Raw genomic sequence first — 15,435 nt, 5'->3', positions numbered from 1 at the left:
GAAATGGACTCTCGGTGTGTCATCGGGGTGGAATCGCGCCACCGGGCTGGGTCCCCGGCTTGAGCCGCTCGATGCCGAGGGCTTTCATCACGTACTTTTCGTAGACCGGCTCGGTGTTGCCCGAACGGATCTTGCGCATGAAGTATTTCTCGAATGCGACCTTGGCCAGATGCACCCACCTGCCCTGCTTCGCCCAGGTGACATTGCGCGGCGGGATCTGCGGAATGGCCACGAACGCCGCGCCGCTGTCGCCCATGTCGGCCAGGCACACCGCGTTCCAGGTCGCCTCGGCGGTGGCGGGCTTGCCGTCGATGGCGGCCTTGATGTTGGCGGCCAGCGCACTGACCATGGATTCGATCATGAAGCCGGTCTTGGGCGCCCCGGTCGGCACTGCCGTCACCTCCACCGGCGGGATCGCCACGCACACGCCGGCGGAGAAGATGTTCGGAAACGCCGGATTGCGCTGGTGCTTGTCGATCAGCACGAAGCCGCGCGGATTGACCAGTCCCTCGACGCCGCGTACCGCGGCCACGCCGGTGAACGCTGGGATCACCATCGAGTAGACAAACGGCAACGCGTGAGTCTCCAGCACCTGGCCGTGCGCGTCATGCTCGCTGACCTGCATCACTCCGGGTTCGACCTTGTCGATGCGTGCGTTGGTGATCCACTTGATATGGCGTTGGCGCAGCTCCTTCTCCAGCAAGCCCTTGGAATCGCCGACGCCGCCGAGCCCCATGTGGCCGATGTACGGCTCCGGCGTGACGAACGTCATCGGTACCCGATCGCGCAATTTGCGCCGGCGCAAATCGGTGTCGAGGATCATCGCGAACTCGTAGGCCGGACCGAAGCAGCTCGCACCCTGCGCGGCGCCGATCACCACCGGACCGGGCGCTTTCAGGAACTCCTCGTATGCCTTCCAGGCGGCGGTCGCATGCGCCGTGGTGCAGACCGATTGCGTGTAACCGGCTAGCGGTCCCAGCCCCGGAATTTCGTCGAAGGCCAGGCGCGGACCGGTGGTGATGACCAGGTAGTCGTACTGCAGCTCGCGGCCATCCTGCAGCTGCACGCGGTTTTCCGTCGGACGAACCGCGCTGGCCGGCGAGTCGACGAACGTGATGTCGTGCCGGCCCAGCGCCGACGCGGCATCGATCTGCACATCGGCAGGCTCGCGCCAGCCGATGCCGACCCATGGGTTGGATGGCGTGAACGAGAACAGGCCACCCTCACCGACCACCGTGACGCGATGGGCACTCCCCAACGCGGCCTTGATTTCATAGGCGGCGCTCATGCCGCCCAGACCCGCACCAACGATGACGACGTCGCACATGGCAGTCTCCTGCTCAGAGGGGATGCTGACAGCATGTGCCATCAGGGCCGGGGAGGACTTGAGCCTGGTCAACTCGGCGGGCAATGGCTGGTGCCGGCAAGACCCGCATGGACTTCGCGCAGGGATCGGACCTGGTCTCGGCGCCGCGGGACGCCGGCACGGCCGCGGCACTTCACCGGGCCTCGTCGATGATGCGCGTGACGACCTGCTCCACTTCGCCCGCCGTCGCCACCAGAGCGGGATCGGTCGAGAGCATGCCCAGCATCGGCACCGGCCGGATCATGCCGATCCAGGTCTTGCCGCCGTCGGTGTAGACCGAAATGCGGCAAGGCAGCGCCATGTTCAGCCGCATGTCCGCCGCCAGCACGCTGGCCGCCTGCTGCGGATTGCACACTTCGAACACCTTGCACTGGCGCTCGAACGCGACGCCCTTGCTGCGCAGGGTGGCGCCCAGATCGTGCACGTGCAGCACGCCGAAGCCGTTGCGTACGACCGCTTCGGCCAGGTCCGCGGCGGCCTGTTCCGGCGTCTTGGCTGTTTCAACGATGTAATACATGGTTCACCTCGGCTCGACGCAATGCCACTCAGGACGGAAAGGCGCAACCGGGCTTCAGGCCCAGCTTGCGCAGCAGCATCGCCAGCGGGCAGAAGCCGGTGAACGAGGACTGCAGCAGGTTGGCGCCCACGAACACCGGGAGCCAGATCCAGCCGGGCGCCACGAAATGCGCCAGCGCGATACCCACCAGCACGACGGTGCCGGCGAAACCCAGAACGATGCGATCGACATTCATGGCGGAACTCCTGCGATGGGGTGGAAACCGGCGGGAGGCCAGCAGCCGCTGGCCAGGTCCGTCCGGACAAATCAATTTCATCTAAATTAGACTTATCTTAATTAGACTTCCATGGTAAAGTCAACTCCATGAAACAGGCAATCGCACACACCAAGAAGGTTCACCCGATGAACATGCCGGCCGATGCGGATCTGGACCTCATGCAGTCGCGCGCCGAAGAGGCCTCGCAGCTGCTCAAGACGCTGGGCAATGCGCAGCGACTGCGCATGCTGTGCCTGCTGCTGGACGGCGAGATGTCGGTGGGACAGATCAACGAGCAACTGCCCGAACTCAGCCAGTCGGCGCTGTCCCAGCACCTGGCCCGGCTGCGCGACGAAGGCCTGGTCAGTACCCGGCGCGAAGCGCAAACCGTCTGGTACACCCTGCCCGCGGGCCCCGCGCACGCCATCATCGCCACGCTGTACGGCATCTACTGCGCAACCGACACCGACTCGCGCGGTGCAAGGAACCGGCGCGCGCGGTCGGCACCCGGTCGCACGCGCCGCACCGGCTGACGCGTCCGTTCGGTCAGGATCGGTCCTCCGACACGATCCGGGCTGATCCACGTCAACGCAGCCGCCCCGGGCAACCGCCACGATGCGCCCCGAACTCCCAGCTTCGAGGTGCTCATGCAACTGGTCTGTCCTGCCGGCAACCTGCCGGCGCTGCAAGCGGCGATCGACGCCGGCGCCGATGCGGTCTACGCGGGCTTCCGCGACCAGACCAACGCCCGCGCCTTCCCCGGGCTGAACTTCAGCGACGACGAACTGCGCGATGGCATCGCCTACGCGCACCAGCGCGGCAGGCAGGTCTACCTGGCGCTGAACACCTATCCCGACAGCGCGCGCCTGCCGCAGTGGTACAGCGCGGTGGACAAGGCCGCCGAGTTCGGCTGCGACGCGATCATTGCCGCCGAAATGGCCGTGCTCGACTACGCCACGCGCACGCATCCATCACTCAAGCGGCATCTGTCGGTACAAGGTTCGGCCACCACCGCGCCGGCGCTGCGCTATGCCTACGAGCGCTTCGGCATCAGCCGCGCGGTGCTGCCGCGGGTGCTGTCGATCCAGCAGGTCGAACGCCTGTGCGAAGGCTCGCCGGTGCCGCTGGAGGTGTTCGCGTTCGGCAGCCTGTGCATCATGGTCGAGGGCCGCTGCCAGTTGTCCAGCTACGTCACTGGCGCCTCGCCGAACCGCCACGGCGTGTGTTCGCCGGCCAGCTTCGTGCGCTGGGAGGAACACGACGACGGCCGCCGCAGCGTGCGCCTCAACCAGGTGCTGATGGACCGTTTCGAACCGCGCGAACCGGCCGGCTATCCGACCGTGTGCAAGGGCCGCTTCGAAGTCGGCGGCGAGATCTTCCACGCGCTGGAGGAACCGACCAGCCTGAACACGCTGGAGCTGCTGCCGCGACTGGCGCAGGCCGGCGTGGCGGCGCTGAAGATCGAGGGGCGCCAGCGCGGCGTGGCGTATGTGGGTTCGGTCACCCGCACCTGGCGTGCGGCGCTGGACCGCTACCGCGACGCTCCCGCCAGCTGGAGCCTGCAGCCCGGCTGGCAGCAGTCGCTGTCGAAACACGCCGAGGGTCACCAGACCACGCTCGGCCCCTATCACCGCTCCTGGCATTGACGATGACGACGATGAAACTGAGCCTCGGACCGCTGCAGTATTTCTGGCCGCGCGAACGCACGCTGGCGTTCTACCGCGAGGCCGCCGACTGGCCGGTCGACGTCATCTATCTGGGCGAGACGGTATGCAGCAAGCGGCGCGAACTCGGTACGCGCGACTGGATCGCGCTGGCCGCCGAGCTTGCCCGCAGCGGCAAGCAGATCGTGCTGTCCTCGCTGGCGCTGATCGAAGCCGAGTCCGAACTGGGCGCACTGCAGCGGCTGGTCGATCACGGCGACTGCTGGATCGAGGCGAACGACCTGTCCGCGGTGCAGCTGTGTCGCGAGCGCGGCGTGCCGTTCGTGGCCGGCCCCACGCTCAACGTGTACAACCACCAGGCGCTGGCGATGCTGATGGAAGACGGCCTGCGCCGCTGGGTGCCGGGTGTCGAACAAGGCCACACCTTGCTGCGCGAATTGCGCGAGGCGATGCAGGCCGAAGGCAGGACGATGCCCGAGCTCGAAGTGATCGCGTTCGGCCGGCTGCCGCTGGCTTTCTCCGCACGCTGCTTCACCGCACGCGCACTAGACGTGGCGAAAGACCAGTGCGGCTTCCGCTGCATCGACTATCCCGACGGCATGCCGCTGGCCACCCGCGAGGGCCGGCCGTTCCTGCGCATCAACGGCATCCAGATCCAGGGCGAGGAGATCACCGACCTCGGCCCCGAGCTGCCGGTGCTGCGCGAACTTGGCGTGGACATCTTGCGGCTGTATCCGCAGGCCGAAGGCATGGCCGAGATGGTGGCGCACTTCCACCTCGCCCGCCGCTCACCGGTGGCGCCGCCACGCATCGGCGCGCGCAACGGCTACTGGCACGGCGAGCCGGGCATGCGCATGACCGAAGCGCCGGCATGAACGCCGCCGCTCAGTACGCGTAACGCAACACCGTGGCGTAGTGGCAGCCGGTGCCGGCCAGCACGAACAGGTGCCAGATGAAATGGCTGTAGCGCAGCCGTTCGTGCAGCATGAAAAACACCACGCCCAGCGTATACGCCACGCCACCGCCGAACAGCAGGATCAACCCGCCCGTCGGCATATGCAGCCACAGCGGCCGGATCGCGATCAGCGCCATCCAGCCCATCGCCACATACAGCGCGGTGGACAGCCGCTCGAACCGCGCGCCCACCACCAGCTTGAACACCAGCCCGAGCAGCGCCAGGCTCCAGATCACGCCGAGCAGGGCCAGGCCCCAGCTGTCACGCAACACGCCCAGTGCGATCGGCGTGTAGGTGCCGGCGATCAGCAGATAGATCGCGCCGTAGTCCAGCCGCTGCAGCCACGCCTTGGCCCGCTCGTGCGATACCGCGTGATACAGCGTCGAGGCCATGTACAGCAGGATCGCGCTGCCGCCGAACACGGCCGCCCCCACCATCGCCGCGGTGCTGCCGATGCGCACCGCGTTGACGATCAGTACCGGCAAGCCAACGATGGCCAGCAACACACCGAGGCCATGACTGATGCTGTTGGCAAGTTCCTCGCCAAAGGTCGATGGGCGTGAGGCTGGGATGGATGGCATGGCGCTCTTCCGGAGGATGGGAGTGGTGAAAGGCAAGGGTGGCCGCCCGTGTGCAGGACCCGCTGGCGGGCCCTGCGGCGGCAGCGCAGGTGTTGCCATCACACCTTGGCGAACACCAGGCTGGCGTTGGTGCCGCCGAAGCCGAAGCTGTTCGACATCACCGTGTGCAGCTGCGCATCGCGGCTCGCACGCACGATCGGGAACCCTTCGGCGCGCGGGTCAAGCTCGTCAATATGGGCCGAGCCGGCGATGAAACCTTCGTTGAGCATCAGCAGGCTGTAGATCGCCTCGTGCACGCTGGCCGCGCCGAGCGAATGACCGGTCAGCGCCTTGGTCGAGGACAGCGGCGGCACCGCATCGGCGAAGACCTTGCGCACCGACTGCAGCTCGACGATGTCGCCCAGCGGTGTGGCCGTGCCATGCGTGTTGAGGTAGTCGATCGGCGCGCGCAGGTCGGCCATCGCCATCTGCATGCAGCGCACCGCGCCTTCGCCGGACGGCGCCACCATGTCCGCACCGTCGGAAGTGACGCCGTAGCCGACCAGCTCGGCATGGATATGCGCGCCGCGCGCACGGGCATGCTCGTATTCCTCCAGCACCAGCATGCCGCCGCCACCGGCGATGACGAAGCCGTCGCGGGCGACGTCGTACGGGCGCGATGCCCGCTGCGGCGTGTCGTTGCTGCCGGTGGACAGCGCGCCCATCGCGTCGAACTGCGCGGTCATGCCCCAGTGCTCCTCTTCGCCGCCACCAGCCAGCATCACGTCCTGCGCGCCATGCCGGATCAGGTCCGCCGCGGCGCCGATGCAATGCCCCGAGGTGGCGCAGGCGGCGGCGATCGAGTAGCTCAGGCCGAGAATGCCGAACGCGGTAGCCAGCGTGGCCGACACGGTGGAGCACATCGTGCGCGGCACCATGAACGGGCCGACCTTGCGCACGCCCTTGTTGCGCAGCAGGTCACCGGTTTCGATCTGCCAGCGCGGCGAGCCGCCGCCGGAGCCGGCGATCACGCCGGTGCGCGGGTGGCACACCTGCTCGATGGCCAGCCCGGCATCGGCGATCGCCGAACGCATCGCCACGTAGGCGTAGGCGGCGGCGTCACCCATGAAGCGGCGCAGCTTGCGGTCGATCTCGGCGTCCAGGTCGATCTCCGGCACGCCCGCCACCTGGCTGCGCAGGCCAAGCTCGGCGTAGCCCGGCATCGCGCGAATGCCGCTGCGGCTTTCTCGGAGCGCGCTCGACACCGTCGCCGGCTGGTTGCCCAGGCACGACACGATGCCCATGCCGGTCACCACGACGCGGCGCATCTCAAAAGCCCTCGGTGGACTGGAACAGGCCCACGCGCATGTCGCTGGCCTCGTAGATCAGGCGATCGTCGACGAAGGTCTTGCCGTCGGCGATCACCAGCCGCAGCTTGCCGCGCATCACGCGGCGGATGTCGATCTCGTAGCGCACCAGCTTCGCCGTCGGCATGACCTGCCCGGAAAATTTCACCTGGCCGACGCCCAGCGCGCGACCGCGACCAGGTTCACCCAGCCAGGGCAGGAAGAAGCCGCTGAGCTGCCACATCGCATCGAGCCCGAGGCAGCCGGGCATCACCGGATCGCCGATGAAATGGCAGCCGAAAAACCACAGCTCCGGATGGATGTCCAATTCGGCGTGGATCAATCCCTTGCCATACGCCCCGCCTTCGGTGGCGATATGGGAAATGCGGTCGAACATCAGCATCGGCGGCGCGGGCAGTCGCGCATTGCCGTCGCCGAACAGTTCGCCACGGCCACAGGCCAGCAGTTGTTCGTAATCGAACGAAGATGGACGTGTCATGGAAGGCTCGCTGGGTGAGGAAGCTGCAGTATGCACAACTGCGTCTGCGCGCGTCTTGACGAGAGTCACCAGCGCCACTGGTAATGGCCACGGCGGGCGTTGCGGCGTGGGGCATATCGCCGCAGCGCACCGCTTCAGCCGGAGCAGCCGCGATCAAGCCGGCAATGCGCGCCGAGGCTGCGCCGGCGCAACGCGGCCGCGCGCAGCAGCGACCTGGCCAGACGCATCTGCCAGCCGGCGTCCGCGGCAGCCGCACAGGCACGCCATGCGTCGCGCAATGACGATGCCTCGCGCACCGGACCGGCGGCATGCCACAGCAGCGTGCGCAACGCGGCCAGCGATGCCGGTGACAAACCGTCGCCACGCTCGACCCAGCGGTGGCTGCCCGGCCCACTGCGCACCGGCGCGGCAATCGCCAGCGCGGCGCCGAGCCGGCGACCGCACGCCACCCCTTCCAGCAGCGAATTGCTGGCCAGCCGGTTGGCGCCATGCACGCCGTTGCAGGCGACCTCGCCCACCGCGTGCAGGCCGGCCAATGTGCTGCGCCCATCCAAGTCGGTAGCGATGCCGCCCATGTGGAAATGTGCGGCGGGCGTCACCGGCAGCGGCACCTGCCGTGGATCAAGACCATGCGCCAGGCACGCCGCCAGCACGGTGGGAAAGCGGAGGTTCCAGTCGCCACTCACCGCCGTCGCATCGAGCCAGACCTTGCCGCCCTCGCGCTGCATCTGCCAGACGCGGCGGGCCACCACATCACGCGGCGCCAGATCGCCGAGCGGATGCAGGCCGCGCATCAGCGGTTGCCCGGCGGCATCGAGCAGGCGCGCACCGGCGCCGCGCAGAGCCTCGGTGATCAGCGGCAGGCAATGGCCGTGGACATCCAGCGCGGTGGGATGAAACTGCATGAACTCCAGATCGCGCGACGCGGCGCCGCTGGCCAGGCCCAGCGCCAGCCCCGCACCGTCCGCACCGACCGGATTGCTGGTGTGCGCAAACAGCGCACCGATGCCGCCGGTGGCGAGCACCACGGCGGCGGCCTCCATGTGTTGCCGGCGGCCGCGCTCGTCGCAGGTGCGCACGCCGACTACGGCACCATCGCGCAACAACAGCGCGTCGACATCGACGCCACCGCGCCACTGCACATGCGCCGACGACTGCACCCTGGCGCGCAACGCGCGCACCAGCGCCGCACCGGTGGCGTCGCCGCCGGCGTGCACGATGCGCGCGGCGCCATGGCCGCCCTCGCGACCCAGCTGCAGGCTGTCGTCGACGCCGCGATCGAACCGCACGCCCTGCTGCTGCAACCAGGCGATCGTGCCCGGCGCCTCGCCGGTCAGCCATTGCACCGCGGTCGCGTCGTTGTGCCGGGCGCCCGCCTCGATGGTGTCGCCAGCGTGCGCAGCAGTGCTGTCGTGCGGTTCGATCGCGGCAGCGATGCCACCCTGCGCCAGCGCGCTGGCGCTGCCGCTGCCGTCGTGCGCACGGCACAGCAGGCGCACCGGCGCCGGCGCCGCGGCATGCGCCGTGACCAGACCGGCCACACCACCGCCTACCACCACGATGGGTCGACGTTCGCGCCTCACACGGTTTCGCGCCGGCCCACGGCCAGCATCCGCTGCAGCGCCGCGCGGGCACGCACGGCAACGTGCGGCGGTACCTCCACGGCATGCCTCAGGTCACGCAGGGCTTCGTAGATCTTCGGCAGGGTGATCCGCTGCATGTGCGGGCACAGGTTGCACGGCTTGATGAATTGCGTCGCCGGGAACTGCGCGCGCAGGTTGTCGGCCATCGAGCACTCGGTGATCAGCGCGACGCGTGCCGGCTTTTCGCGTTCCAGCCACTTGCCCATGGCCGTGGTGGAACCGACGAAATCCGCCTCAGCGAGTACCTCCGGCGGACACTCCGGATGCGCCACCAGCATCGCGTCGAACTGTTCGCGCGCGTGCCGTGCCTGTTGCGCGGTGAACTTCTCGTGCACCTCGCAGCGGCCATGCCACAGCACCAGCTCGACCCGGGTCTGGCTGGCGACGTGGCGGCCCAGGTACTCGTCGGGCAGGAAGATCACCTTGCCCGCGCCCATCGACTCGACCACCTGCACCGCATTCGCCGAGGTGCAGATCGCATCGGACTCCGCCTTCACCGCGGCCGAGGTGTTGGCGTAGCTCACCACCGGCACGCCGGGGTGTTGCGCGCGCAGCGCACGCACATCGGCGGCAGTGATCGACGAGGCCAGCGAGCAGCCGGCTTCGAGGTCTGGAATCAGCACGGTCTTTCCCGGCGCCAGGATCTTTGCGCTCTCGGCCATGAAGTGCACGCCGCACAACACGATCAGGTCGGCGTCGCAGTCGGCGGCGGCCTGCGCCAGCCCGAGCGAATCGCCGGTGATGTCGGCCACGCCGTGGAAGATCTCCGGCGACTGGTAGCTGTGCGCCATGATCACCGCACCGCGCTGCTTCTTCAGCGTGTTGATGGCGTCGATCCACGGCAGGTGCAGGGATATTTCCAGACACGGCACCAGCGGTTCCAGGCGCTCGGCCAGCGCGGCGTACTCGTGTTCGAGTTCGTCGCGCCAGACCGGCACGGGCAGCGTTGCGGAGGCGGTCATCGTGATCGCTTTTCAGGGGAGGGAAACGGGATGGCTCAGACGGCTTCGCCGCGGTGTGCGGCGCGGGCAGCGCGGGCGAAGCGCGCGCCGCGGTTCAGCGCGATGCGCAGTCCCAGCGGCACCGACTCCCACGGCAATCGCTCCAGCAGGTTGCGCGCGGTAAGGCCGAGCTCGGTATCGCCGGTCAACTCCAGCGCGCGCTGGAAGAACAGCGTGTCGGCATCCTCCAGCCGGCTGGCCAGCAGCAGCAGATCGGTGGCACTGCCGCGCACGCTGGCTTCAGGTACGCCATCGCCGACGCACAAGCGTCCATCGCGCCACTCCAGCACCCAGCACAGTTGCAGGTCGCTGACCTCGATCCCGAGCCGGCGACCGCGCATGAAATCCAGCGTACCGTCCTGCAGCGGCACGGCGAGCACGCGCGCCATCGCACGCTCCAGCAGGTTGCGTTGCCAGCGCTGTGGCAGCGCGCGCAGCAGCGGCGCGAGCCGGCGCGGCGGTGGCAGCAGGCGCAACCAATGCAGTGCGCGGGATTCGGAGCGAAGCGTGTCGGGCATGATGGGCTGCATCATGGCGGGAGACGGCGCGAGCGCGCCTTGATCGAGGTCAATCGCCATGCCCTGCTGGCGACAGGCATCGACGATCGCCAGGTCCAGCAGACCCGCCGCGGTATCCGCTGGCAGATCCAGCCGATGTGCCAGCGACTGCGTGCGCGTGCGCACCTGCCGCTCGCGCGCCAGGTCACGCGGCGGCACGCCGGCACGCGGCTTCAGCGCCGCCACCACGCGCACCAGCCGACGGCGTGCGGCGAGCAACACGATCAGGCCATCGTCGACACGGTCGATCGCACCGCGCATGTGCGCCAGCGCGAGACGCTCAGGGTTGGGCAGCAACATCGGTTGGCTCCATGGGTGATCCGGCGGTCATCGCCTCAAGTAGTGCCTGCGCCGCCAGGCGCACCTCGGCCGCGTATACCTGCTGCGCCTCGGTGAGATTGAAATCGGCATGCTGGCGCTTGCGCACACCGTAGTCGGAGAGCACCAGGTGCGTGTCGGCGACGACGCCTGCATTCGCAAGACAGGCCGAGGCGCATTTCAGCACGCAGCCATCCAGCGCGAGGATGCGACGCCCGCTCTGCGCCGTGCGCACCAGACCGGTGACGCCACCACCGACGCCGGCGATGCAGGACATCTCGGCGATGCCTTCGCGATCCAGCTTCAGCGCCAGATGGTTGGCCATCTGCGCCGCACTCGAACAGCCGGAACAGGAATAGACCAGCGGCAACTTCGCGCTCACGGGCGATCCTCCAACGTCAACAGAAAACCATTCGCGCGTCTGCGTACGCCGCGCAGCGCCGACCACACGCCCAGCCACGCGAACAGCAGCGCCAACCCGGCGGCGCGGGTCAGCCATACCGAGGGCCACAGCGCCGCGGCCGGCAACAGCAGCAGCGGCAGTTGCGCCAGCAGCACACCGAGTTTGTCGCTGTCGGGCAGCAGGCGCTGCACACCGGGTAGCTGCACGCCGCGACCGCACACCCGGTGCAACTCGATCCAGCCGATGAAGGCGACGATCTCCAGCGCCATGCCGAGCAGTAGTAGCGGCAAGGCGATACCCAGCCCCAGCACCGCGGCCAGCAGTCCGCCACGCGGCCCGGCGACCAGTGCCAGCGCCGCCAGCGACAGCACGATCAAACCGGCGCGCCAGCTCCACAGCAGCGGGCTGCGGCGTTGCCGTGGCGCGCGCCACTGCAGCCACAGGGCGGCGCATGCAAACAGCGTTGCATGCAACGCCACCGTACCGATCAGCCAGCGGCCATCGGCGTGAGTCAAGCGCCACCACGCTGCGCCGGACAGCATCACCAGCGTGCTGCCGAGCCACAGCGCCTGCACCCGAGCGGGAAGCGTTCCGGTGCCCTGGAACATCGGCATCACCACCCGCGCCACGCTAGCCAGCAACACCACGATCCAACCCAGCACGCCCCAGCTGGCATGCACGTCGACAAGCGCGCCCACCGGCCACGCCCACCCGTCTGCAAGAGCCAGCGCCAGTGCACCACCGAGCAGCGCAGCGAGCACGCCGAACCCGATCGCCACGCCGAGCCCCGCGCGCAGCAGCCGCTGCCCGATCGCTGCCAGCAGGCCGGGCAAGGTCATAGCGGCGAGCAGCATGAAAGCCAGCGGCAATAGCACCGCGGCACCAAGCAGCGCCGCACGCCAGCTCTGATGCAGTCCCGCCACCAGCAGCAGCGCGCCGAGATTGAACAGGACATGCAGCGGCACTCCCAACAGCATGCTGCCACGCACCCGCACTCCGGCAGCCGCGGGAAGAAACTGCAGCACGCTGCCGAACATCACGTTGCCGAGCACGCCGAGCGTGAACACATGCACCAGCGCCAGCGTGGCCGGATGCCAGCGTGAGCGCAGCAAGGCATCACCGTCGACGAACAACAACAGGCCGGCGAGCATGCCCCACAGCGGCGCACTCAGCAGGAAGCGGCGCGGCAACGAGACCGCAGGTGCCTGATCAAGCGCCAGCCGGGCCATCATCATCCCGGCGGCGGATCAACACCCGAGCGGTGCCGCCCGGCAGCGTGACCGCCGACGTGTACAGCCCGCGCGTCGCCAACGCATCGAGCAAAGGTATCGGCAACAGCGGCGTGAGCACCTGCACCGCCTGCCCTGGCAGCAGCGCGTCGGCTGCTGCCAGCGCGCGCAACATCGGCTCCGGTGACGGCAGCCCGCGCAGATCGAGTTCGGCCGGCGCGGCGTTGTCGGCGCGGTGCGGGTACAACGACTGGATAGCTTGCATGGCGCTATATCAACGCAGCGCGAGCGCGGGCGCGCTGACCTGGGTCAACGCACCCGCAGCAAGGCTGCCATCGGTCAATGTGCGTTCGCCAACGCCTGCTGTCCACGCCATTCGAGTTGCAGCCACAGCTTGGCGCTGTCGCGACCCAGACCGTCGGCGCGATAGTCCGCCACCTTGATCAGGCCCGTGAGGCCCGTTGCCAGCGGAAAGCTCAGCGACGCATTCCACTCGCTGCCGTAACGGCCACCGCGATCGGCATGGTAGTCGTGGTACGACACCACCCAGCCCAGCTTGCTGACGAGGCCGGCACGACCGAGGTTGCCGCCGACGCCCACATAGCGATCTTCCAGGCCGCCGGCAGGCGTCACGTTGAACTGGTCATCCCAGCCATTGAACGCGTGCAGCGTGGCCAGCGGCGTCTGCAAGGCATGCTGGCCGTTGCCGCCCAGATGCTCCCAGCCCAGCTTGGCGGTGAACCCTTGCAGCGTCCATGTCGGTTCGAGCAACCAGTAGCTGTGCGCAAAGTGCAACGGGTTGTTGGCGTAGTCGACCTGCCGCGCTGCCTCCAGCGTCCAGCCCGGACCGTTGCCATCGTGCAGTGCCTTGCCGCTCCAGCGCAGGCCATAGGTCTCGCTGGACGCGCTGGCCACGTCGCGGTCTTCATGCAGGTAGGCATAGCCCACCCATTGCTGCGCGCCTTGCGTCCACGCGGCGTTCAACAGGTGGGTATTCAGCCGGCGCTCGCGCGCCAGCGGGTTGAGCGCATCGCGGCCGGCCACGCGGTGCACGCGATCGAGCCAGTGATAACGCACCGTCAACGCGGCCAGCGGCTGCCATTGCAGCGCCACCGCATCGTAGGTCTGCTCGTGCTGTCGCCAGCCGCTGTTGCCGACCCAGCGCTGGTTGTCCAGCAGCAGTCGCTGGCGGCCCGCGGTCACGCCGAACGCATCGCCCTGCCAGCCCAGCCAGGCCTGGTTGAGTTCGCTGCCGCGCGGGTCGGTGATCGCCGGATACGCGGTACGCCCGTTCGCACCACTGTTGTAGTGCTGACCGGCGCTGGCCACGCCGGCACCTTCCAGCAACGCGTTCCAGCCATCGCCGAAGTTCGCGCGCAGGCCGAGCCGCAGCCGCAAGGTGTCGGCATTGGCGTCGTGGCTGAAGGCGTCGTCGTCGACCTGCTCGTGGCGCAGACGCGCGTCCCACTCCAGTTGCAGCGGCGCGTTGACCGGCGCTGCCTGCGTGCCGGCGCCGTCGGCCCAGACCGATGGCGCGGTCATCGCCGTGGCCAGAAGGCATGCGACGGAAAGAATCCTGCGTGTCGTTTTCATCGTGGTTCCCCTTGTGGATGTGCGCAGTCTGCGCACACCAGGGCACCGACAAATTGACCGCGGTCAGGCCGGCTCGATGAATAGGCCAGCTGTGACAACACGCCACGGCCATGCACACGAGAACGCCGCCATGACGGCGGCGCTTCGATGCACGACGGACGTACAGACGTCCATATCGCGGGAGGCTCAGTGCCTGGAAACGGTCTCGGTGATCGCCTTGACGAAGGCCGGGTCGAGCCTGCCGATCACGTTGGTATGCGCCGCGATGCGGCCCTCGGCGTCGAGCAGGATCAACTCGCTGCTGTGGTTGAACTCGCCATCCGGCAATTGCCGGTACTGCAGGCCGAGCACGCCGGAAAGCTGACGCACCTGCGCCGGTTCGGCGCGGGCCAGAGTCCAGACGCGCGGGTCCAGATGGCGCTTCAGTGCATAGCCCTGCAGGGTGGCCACATCGTCCCTGGCCGGATTGAAACTCACCGCGAGCAGGTCGATCTGCGAGCGAATCGCCGGGTCCAGCGCATTGCGGGTCAGCCGCAGGCTGTCGATGATCAGCGGGCAGACCATCTTGCACGAGGTATAGAACATCGTCACCAGCTGCGGCCGGCCGCGCCGCGCCGACAGCATCTGCTGCCGGCCGTCCTGGCCGGTCAGCTGCACCGGCAACTGATAGACCGAATCACCGGGCAGCGGCTGGGCTGCGTGGGCGCTGCCGCCCAGCAGCAGGAGCATCGCAAGAGAGGACAGCAGACGTTTCATGACGGGTTCCTCAATCGGACTTCGCGCAGCGGAAGCCCATGTTGTTGGTGGTGTCGGCGGCCTTCATCGCGGACAGCATCGCGATGCGCATCAACACTGCGTAGTTTTCCTTTTCCTGCATGCTGAGTGCACCGGCGCCGCAGAACTTCAGCAGGTCCGGATCGCCCTGGTCGCGGCTGTCGCTGGCGACCATCAGCGCATTGAAATCGTCGACCCACTCCCACACCAGGCCATTGATGTCGCGCACGCCGTAGACGTTGGCGGCGCCGCCGATCTCCGGCAGCGCCGTGCTGGAAGGCCGCGAGTACCAGCCCAGGATGCTTTCGCGCCAGGCCGGGTCGGCGCGTGCATCGCGGCGGGTGGCATCGGCCGCTGCCGCAAACTCCCACTCGTACCAGCTCGGCAGACGCGCCTGCTCGCTTTCGCAATAGGCTTGGGCGGCAAACCAGCTGACCCGGGTCACCGGTTGACGCGGCAGCACTTCGTCACCCAGCGTATCGGTGCTGGCCCATTGCGTGAGGTAACGCGCGTCGGCAAGGATGCGCGCGACCTTGTCGCGCTGCCATTGCGGGTGGGCTTTCACGAAGGCCAGAAACTCGGCATTGGTGACCAGCTCGGTGCGCAGACGGAATGGCGCGACCTGCGCCGCGGCCGCCTTGCCGTCCGCCGGCAACACGCTGGTGAAACGCCCTCCCGGCAGGGCGACGTAATCCGCCGCCACTGCCGGAAGCGCCAGCAACAGGCCCAGACAGACCAGTGCCAATGCGCGCAT

18 protein-coding genes are annotated in these 15,435 nt (G+C 68.2%); 3 read left to right on the top strand and 15 right to left on the bottom strand.

Annotation, left to right across the window (positions count from 1 at the left end; genetic code table 11):
- Positions 1 to 19 precede the first annotated feature (19 nt).
- From EAH75_RS09325 to EAH75_RS09315, 3 genes are all read right to left on the bottom strand, one after another.
- Positions 20 to 1,327, bottom strand: a complete 1,308-nt coding sequence (locus tag EAH75_RS09325; RefSeq protein WP_140648357.1) for an NAD(P)/FAD-dependent oxidoreductase — start codon at positions 1,325 to 1,327, stop codon at positions 20 to 22.
- Positions 1,328 to 1,499: 172 nt separating this feature from the next.
- Positions 1,500 to 1,883, bottom strand: a complete 384-nt coding sequence (locus EAH75_RS09320; protein WP_140648356.1) for a DUF302 domain-containing protein — start codon at positions 1,881 to 1,883, stop codon at positions 1,500 to 1,502.
- A gap of 28 nt (positions 1,884 to 1,911) precedes the next feature.
- Complete coding sequence (locus EAH75_RS09315) at positions 1,912 to 2,118, bottom strand: YgaP family membrane protein (RefSeq protein ID WP_140648355.1); 207 nt, start codon at positions 2,116 to 2,118, stop codon at positions 1,912 to 1,914.
- 167 nt (positions 2,119 to 2,285) lie between these two features.
- Between EAH75_RS09315 and EAH75_RS09310 the strand changes: the two genes are divergently transcribed.
- From EAH75_RS09310 to EAH75_RS09300, 3 genes are all read left to right on the top strand, one after another.
- Positions 2,286 to 2,672: an ArsR/SmtB family transcription factor gene (locus EAH75_RS09310; RefSeq protein WP_140805420.1), complete on the top strand. Its 387-nt coding sequence runs from the start codon at positions 2,286 to 2,288 to the stop codon at positions 2,670 to 2,672.
- A 114-nt stretch (positions 2,673 to 2,786) separates the two neighbouring features.
- On the top strand, positions 2,787 to 3,785 hold the full coding sequence (gene ubiU, locus EAH75_RS09305) for a ubiquinone anaerobic biosynthesis protein UbiU (protein ID WP_140648354.1): 999 nt from the start codon (positions 2,787 to 2,789) through the stop codon (positions 3,783 to 3,785).
- 11 nt (positions 3,786 to 3,796) lie between these two features.
- The gene (locus tag EAH75_RS09300; protein WP_140648353.1) at positions 3,797 to 4,678 is read left to right on the top strand and encodes a U32 family peptidase; all 882 of its coding nucleotides are present in this window, start codon (positions 3,797 to 3,799) and stop codon (positions 4,676 to 4,678) included.
- Positions 4,679 to 4,688: 10 nt separating this feature from the next.
- On the opposite strand, the gene trhA is transcribed toward EAH75_RS09300, so the two are convergent.
- From trhA to EAH75_RS09240, 12 genes are all read right to left on the bottom strand, one after another.
- On the bottom strand, positions 4,689 to 5,339 hold the full coding sequence (gene trhA, locus EAH75_RS09295; protein ID WP_140648352.1) for a PAQR family membrane homeostasis protein TrhA: 651 nt from the start codon (positions 5,337 to 5,339) through the stop codon (positions 4,689 to 4,691).
- A gap of 98 nt (positions 5,340 to 5,437) precedes the next feature.
- A complete protein-coding gene (fabB, locus tag EAH75_RS09290; RefSeq protein WP_140648351.1) occupies positions 5,438 to 6,646 on the bottom strand; it encodes a beta-ketoacyl-ACP synthase I in 1,209 nt (402 codons plus the stop codon).
- A 1-nt stretch (position 6,647) separates the two neighbouring features.
- Positions 6,648 to 7,163, bottom strand: coding sequence for a 3-hydroxyacyl-[acyl-carrier-protein] dehydratase FabA (gene fabA / locus EAH75_RS09285; RefSeq protein WP_140648350.1), 516 nt, complete (start codon positions 7,161 to 7,163; stop codon positions 6,648 to 6,650).
- A 134-nt stretch (positions 7,164 to 7,297) separates the two neighbouring features.
- Positions 7,298 to 8,746: an L-aspartate oxidase gene (locus tag EAH75_RS09280; RefSeq protein ID WP_140805232.1), complete on the bottom strand. Its 1,449-nt coding sequence runs from the start codon at positions 8,744 to 8,746 to the stop codon at positions 7,298 to 7,300.
- Positions 8,743 to 9,768 (bottom strand): quinolinate synthase NadA, encoded by a 1,026-nt coding sequence (gene nadA, locus EAH75_RS09275; protein WP_140648349.1) that lies wholly within the window; start codon positions 9,766 to 9,768, stop codon positions 8,743 to 8,745. The genes EAH75_RS09280 and nadA overlap by 4 nt, the downstream gene beginning before the upstream one ends.
- A 35-nt stretch (positions 9,769 to 9,803) precedes the next feature.
- On the bottom strand, positions 9,804 to 10,664 hold the full coding sequence (gene ubiT, locus EAH75_RS09270) for a ubiquinone anaerobic biosynthesis accessory factor UbiT (protein ID WP_140805230.1): 861 nt from the start codon (positions 10,662 to 10,664) through the stop codon (positions 9,804 to 9,806).
- Positions 10,645 to 11,064, bottom strand: coding sequence for a putative zinc-binding protein (locus EAH75_RS09265; protein ID WP_140648347.1), 420 nt, complete (start codon positions 11,062 to 11,064; stop codon positions 10,645 to 10,647). Before EAH75_RS09265 ends, ubiT begins: the two co-directional genes overlap by 20 nt.
- Entirely contained in the window at positions 11,061 to 12,314 is a 1,254-nt protein-coding gene (locus tag EAH75_RS09260) for a hypothetical protein (protein ID WP_140648346.1), read from the bottom strand. Before EAH75_RS09260 ends, EAH75_RS09265 begins: the two co-directional genes overlap by 4 nt.
- Positions 12,295 to 12,579: a DUF2249 domain-containing protein gene (locus tag EAH75_RS09255; RefSeq protein ID WP_140648345.1), complete on the bottom strand. Its 285-nt coding sequence runs from the start codon at positions 12,577 to 12,579 to the stop codon at positions 12,295 to 12,297. Before EAH75_RS09255 ends, EAH75_RS09260 begins: the two co-directional genes overlap by 20 nt.
- 74 nt (positions 12,580 to 12,653) lie before the next feature.
- Positions 12,654 to 13,907, bottom strand: coding sequence for an alginate export family protein (locus EAH75_RS09250; protein ID WP_140805228.1), 1,254 nt, complete (start codon positions 13,905 to 13,907; stop codon positions 12,654 to 12,656).
- Between the two features lie 186 nt (positions 13,908 to 14,093).
- The gene (locus EAH75_RS09245; protein ID WP_140648343.1) at positions 14,094 to 14,663 is read right to left on the bottom strand and encodes an SCO family protein; all 570 of its coding nucleotides are present in this window, start codon (positions 14,661 to 14,663) and stop codon (positions 14,094 to 14,096) included.
- Between the two features lie 10 nt (positions 14,664 to 14,673).
- Positions 14,674 to 15,435 carry a formylglycine-generating enzyme family protein gene (locus tag EAH75_RS09240; RefSeq protein WP_140648342.1) on the bottom strand — a complete coding sequence of 254 codons (762 nt, stop codon included), beginning with the start codon at positions 15,433 to 15,435 and terminating at the stop codon, positions 14,674 to 14,676.

The sequence above is a fragment of the Rhodanobacter glycinis genome (assembly GCF_006438785.1).
Taxonomy (GTDB): Bacteria; Pseudomonadota; Gammaproteobacteria; order Xanthomonadales; family Rhodanobacteraceae; genus Rhodanobacter; species Rhodanobacter glycinis_A.
The sequence above is the reverse complement of the archived record's forward strand: the minus strand, read 5'-3'. Positions and strand labels throughout refer to the sequence as shown.

Excerpts from the sequence above, each read along its gene's own strand:
- EAH75_RS09325 (WP_140648357.1), bottom strand. The coding sequence starts at position 1,327 with ATGTGCGACGTCGTCATCGTTGGTGCGGGTCTGGGCGGCATGAGCGCC.
- EAH75_RS09320 (WP_140648356.1), bottom strand. The coding sequence starts at position 1,883 with ATGTATTACATCGTTGAAACAGCCAAGACGCCGGAACAGGCCGCCGCG.
- EAH75_RS09315 (WP_140648355.1), bottom strand. The coding sequence starts at position 2,118 with ATGAATGTCGATCGCATCGTTCTGGGTTTCGCCGGCACCGTCGTGCTG.
- EAH75_RS09310 (WP_140805420.1), top strand. The coding sequence starts at position 2,286 with ATGAACATGCCGGCCGATGCGGATCTGGACCTCATGCAGTCGCGCGCC.
- ubiU (WP_140648354.1), top strand. The coding sequence starts at position 2,787 with ATGCAACTGGTCTGTCCTGCCGGCAACCTGCCGGCGCTGCAAGCGGCG.
- EAH75_RS09300 (WP_140648353.1), top strand. The coding sequence starts at position 3,797 with ATGAAACTGAGCCTCGGACCGCTGCAGTATTTCTGGCCGCGCGAACGC.
- trhA (WP_140648352.1), bottom strand. The coding sequence starts at position 5,339 with ATGCCATCCATCCCAGCCTCACGCCCATCGACCTTTGGCGAGGAACTT.
- fabB (WP_140648351.1), bottom strand. The coding sequence starts at position 6,646 with ATGCGCCGCGTCGTGGTGACCGGCATGGGCATCGTGTCGTGCCTGGGC.
- fabA (WP_140648350.1), bottom strand. The coding sequence starts at position 7,163 with ATGACACGTCCATCTTCGTTCGATTACGAACAACTGCTGGCCTGTGGC.
- nadA (WP_140648349.1), bottom strand. The coding sequence starts at position 9,768 with ATGACCGCCTCCGCAACGCTGCCCGTGCCGGTCTGGCGCGACGAACTC.
- ubiT (WP_140805230.1), bottom strand. The coding sequence starts at position 10,664 with ATGTTGCTGCCCAACCCTGAGCGTCTCGCGCTGGCGCACATGCGCGGT.
- EAH75_RS09260 (WP_140648346.1), bottom strand. The coding sequence starts at position 12,314 with ATGGCCCGGCTGGCGCTTGATCAGGCACCTGCGGTCTCGTTGCCGCGC.
- EAH75_RS09255 (WP_140648345.1), bottom strand. The coding sequence starts at position 12,579 with ATGCAAGCTATCCAGTCGTTGTACCCGCACCGCGCCGACAACGCCGCG.
- EAH75_RS09250 (WP_140805228.1), bottom strand. The coding sequence starts at position 13,907 with ATGAAAACGACACGCAGGATTCTTTCCGTCGCATGCCTTCTGGCCACG.
- EAH75_RS09245 (WP_140648343.1), bottom strand. The coding sequence starts at position 14,663 with ATGAAACGTCTGCTGTCCTCTCTTGCGATGCTCCTGCTGCTGGGCGGC.
- EAH75_RS09240 (WP_140648342.1), bottom strand. The coding sequence starts at position 15,435 with ATGCGCGCATTGGCACTGGTCTGTCTGGGCCTGTTGCTGGCGCTTCCG.